4 protein-coding genes and 1 pseudogene are annotated in these 3543 nt (G+C 64.7%); 2 read left to right on the top strand and 3 right to left on the bottom strand.

The window, feature by feature from the left end; all coding sequences use genetic code 11:
• The 3 genes and pseudogenes from RMN73_RS01965 to RMN73_RS01955 form a co-directional block, all read right to left on the bottom strand.
• Nucleotides 1–194: pseudogene (locus RMN73_RS01965) on the bottom strand (fasciclin domain-containing protein); the annotation flags it as partial.
• A gap of 75 nt (nucleotides 195–269) precedes the next feature.
• On the bottom strand, nucleotides 270–962 hold the full coding sequence (locus RMN73_RS01960; RefSeq protein WP_309601638.1) for an anti-sigma factor domain-containing protein: 693 nt from the start codon (nucleotides 960–962) through the stop codon (nucleotides 270–272).
• Nucleotides 952–1488, bottom strand: coding sequence for a sigma-70 family RNA polymerase sigma factor (locus RMN73_RS01955; RefSeq protein WP_309601639.1), 537 nt, complete (start codon nucleotides 1486–1488; stop codon nucleotides 952–954). The genes RMN73_RS01960 and RMN73_RS01955 overlap by 11 nt, the downstream gene beginning before the upstream one ends.
• Before the next feature lie 142 nt (nucleotides 1489–1630).
• Between RMN73_RS01955 and paaG the strand changes: the two genes are divergently transcribed.
• A complete protein-coding gene (gene paaG / locus RMN73_RS01950) occupies nucleotides 1631–2410 on the top strand; it encodes a 2-(1,2-epoxy-1,2-dihydrophenyl)acetyl-CoA isomerase PaaG (protein WP_309601637.1) in 780 nt (259 codons plus the stop codon).
• 308 nt (nucleotides 2411–2718) lie between these two features.
• Nucleotides 2719–3543 (top strand): aldehyde dehydrogenase family protein (locus tag RMN73_RS01945; protein ID WP_309601636.1); only part of this gene is annotated, 825 nt, incomplete at its 3' end.

Genomic DNA, 3543 nt, shown 5'->3' with positions numbered 1-3543 from the left:
TCGACCAGGCCAGCGGCCTTGACCGCAGCAACCAGGGTCGTGTGATCCTTCGAATTGACGGCATTAGCGACGATGTTCTTGTTCGAATACATTGCGGCACCGCCGACCATCGGATTCTTGGCCGACACTGCGGCGGGCGCTGCGGCGACAGCCAGCGCGGCGGCGATCAGTGCGAAAGGCTTGTTGGACAACATGGAATGATCCTCTTCTTGCGAGCCCGTCGGGGGCTGCTTGTGAAGAGATACGGCGGCATCGTTGCCGCGGATGCATTACACCTTCGACAAGGTGCCAGATGCAATGACCGGCCCAGTCGGAAGCCCGGTTGGCGATCCGCCGATCGGCTCAATCGAAATGGCAAGCGTGGTGCCGGGTGCAATCACCACCCCCACCTTGGCTTCGACGACATAGATGCCCGGCGCGCTTTCACGGAAGATCCCCAACGGAACCGGCGCCTTATCCCCTTCGATAGCCCATAATTGCGCGCTTCGCCCTTGCGGGATCGACAATGCGCCAGGAATTTTCACTGTTCCGGCCGCCGCATCATATAGCGCTGGTTGGCCGGCAGAGCCGTCGGCTGCCGCCATCGCCGCAATCAACGGCGCCGTCGCCACTGGAACCGTCGCCACCGGCACCGGCCGCAATGCCACTGCCGTCATCGCCAGCGCCGCAATCGATGCGGCGAGTGCGGCCGGCTTCCACGGATTGCGAGGCCGGATTGCAACCACCTCTCGAACGCCGCCAATCTTCGCTTCAACCCGTTGCAACACGCCGTCGGGCGCAGCGAACTCCGCAACGCCTGCATACAATATTCCAAAGTGCGCCCGCCACTGTTCGACCTCGCGCGCAAACGCCGGCTCGGCGATCAGTCGCCGCAATGCCGCACTGCGCTCGTCGCCGTCGAGCACGCCCAGCGCCAGCTCGGCGGCAGACGTGTCTTCAGGGCTGGCAGGCTCAGTCGTCACGCAGGCAATCCTTCAATCGCATCAGGCCACGGCGGACCCAGCTTTTCATCGTTCCCAGCGGCACGCCTTCGCGCTCCGCCAGCTCGGCATAGGTCAGGCCGTCGAAGAAAGCGGTGCGAATGGCTCCGCGCTGCTTGTCCTCCAGCTGATCGAGGCACAAATGCAGCCGCTGATCTTCGTCGTTCGTCACCATCCTTTGTTCCGCCGACGGCTCGGGATCCGCCACTTCAGGCGCCTCGTCCAGGGTCATCGCTACCTTGCGGCCCGCTGACCGCCGCCAGTCGATCGCCCGATTGCGCGCGATCGTCGCCAGCCAGCTGATCGGGCTTGCACGTCCCGGCTCATACGCGCCTGCGCGCCGCCAGACGGTCAGATAAACCTCGCTCAAAACATCCTCCGCCGCCTGCCTCTCCCCACAGATACGCAGGCAGACGCCAAAAAGCTTCGCCGAGGTCAGTTGGTAAAGAGTCGAGAACGCCGCGCGGTCCTCCGATCCGGTCGCCACCAATGCTTCAACCAGCCGCATCCGGGCGGCATCGCTGGCGGGTTGAGGGGGAAGCGGCTGGTTCACGAAGCGAGGCTTATGGCGGTCGCGCTCGCAAGGCAATCGCCGAGTTGGCCGTCACCCCGGACTTGAGCCGGGGCCCGCCTTCCTTCACTATCGCGCAATGACCGATCCAACCATCCTGCTGACCATCGACCATCACATTGCACGGATCACGCTCAACCGCCCCGACCGGCTCAACAGCTTCACCAAGGCAATGCACGCCGAGCTTGCGGCCGCGCTCGATGCAGCCGCCGGCGCCCGGGTCATCATCCTCACCGGCGCGGGCCGTGGCTTTTGCGCGGGGCAAGATCTGAATGATCGCGCGGTGGCGCCGGGCGAACCAGTGGATCTCGGGGAAACGGTCGATGCCAGCTGGAACCCGCTGATCCGCCATCTCGCCACTTTGCCCCAGCCAGTCATCGCCCGGGTCAACGGAGTCGCCGCTGGTGCGGGCGCCAACATCGCGCTCGCCTGCGATCTGGTCATCGCCGCCAAGTCCGCCAAATTCATTCAGAGTTTCGCCGCTTTGGGGTTAATTCCCGATAGCGGCGGCAGCTGGCACTTGCCGCGACTCGTCGGTCAGGCCCGCGCGCGCGGCCGCGCGCGAACCGGCGAGCCGCGCCCCGCCGTGACCGCCGCCGCCTGGGGCCTGATCTGGAAATGCGTTGACGACGATGTGCTCGATGCCGAAGTCGATGCGCTGGCCGCGAAACTCGCCTCTCTCCCCCCGCTCGGCCTCGCTGCGATCAAGTCGATCATCCGCACCAACGGCAGCCGCACGCTCGACGAGGAGCTCGACCTCCAGCGCGACGAAATGCGCCGCCTCGGCTTCACCCGCGACTATCGCGAAGGAGTCGCCGCCTTCCTCGAAAAACGCCTCGCGACTTTTGAAGGCCGTTAGCCGGCACCGTCTGTCGATCAAGCACTCTATTGCGCTTCCATTGTAGGATTTCGTCTGCCAGCGTCGCTCTGCGCGACTCGTTTGTGCCAGCTCTTTCACATTGCTGGGCCAAGCGCGCGAACTTGCCGCGGGATCGCGATTTTGTGCGGTTTGCGGACTTTTGGATGCGCATTTTGTATGATTGCGCCGCACAATCGCCGCGACATTGGCGGGTTTCTAGGGAAAATAGGACAATTGGTCGTTCAGGCTTGGTCTTTTGCGACCTTTGAGACTTTACCGGCACCCGCCTGACCGGCCATGACCGCGTGATGAAGACCACCGAATTGCTCAATTACGCCCGCGATCAGTGGGTTGCCGGCTCAGGCCAGCGCGCCGACATCCCGTCTGCGATCGACGGCACCATCGTCGCTACCACTGGCTCGGGCGGGATCGACTTTGCCGCCATGCTGCATCACGCCCGCACGGTCGGCGGCCCGGCGTTACGTTCCCTCACCTTCCACCAGCGCGCGCGAATCATCAAAGGGCTCGGCCTCGCCATCCTCGCCGCCAAGGAATCGCTCTACGAGCTTAACGTGGCCACCGGCGCAACCCGCAAGGACGGCTGGATCGATATCGAGGGCGGCGCGGGCACTTTGCTTAGCTTTTCCTCCAAGGGTCGCCGCGAATTGCCCGACGCCCACGTCCTGCTCGACGGCGATCTCGAGCCACTGTCCAAGCGCGGCAGCTTCGTCGGCCAGCATATCTACACCCCGCTGCAAGGCGCCGCGGTGCACATCAACGCCTTCAACTTCCCGGTCTGGGGAATGCTCGAAAAACTCGCCCCGACCCTGCTCGCCGGCATGCCAGCGATCGTCAAACCGGCCAGCTCGACCGCCTACCTCTGCGAAGCCGCCTTCCGCGTCATGATCGATACCGGCCTGCTGCCCGACGGCGCGGTCCAACTGATCGTCGGCGGGGTCGGCGATCTGTTCGACCATCTTGGCGGGCAGGACGTGGTCAGCTTCACCGGCTCGGCGGCGACCGCAGCCAAATTGACGTCGCACCCCGTCGTGCTGCGCGAGTCGGTCAAGTTCGTCGCCGAGCAGGACAGCCTCAACGCCTCGATCCTCGGCCCTGACGCCGCGCCCGGCACC

The organism is Sphingomonas sp. (assembly GCF_031372575.1).
Classification (GTDB): Bacteria; Pseudomonadota; Alphaproteobacteria; order Sphingomonadales; family Sphingomonadaceae; genus Sphingomicrobium.
The sequence above is the reverse complement of the archived record's forward strand: the minus strand, read 5'-3'. Positions and strand labels throughout refer to the sequence as shown.

What these genes read in the sequence shown, in the direction of transcription:
- RMN73_RS01955 (WP_309601639.1), bottom strand. Translation starts at nt 1,488, where the DNA reads ATGCGGCTGGTTGAAGCATTGGTGGCGACCGGATCGGAGGACCGCGCG.
- paaG (WP_309601637.1), top strand. Translation starts at nt 1,631, where the DNA reads ATGACCGATCCAACCATCCTGCTGACCATCGACCATCACATTGCACGG.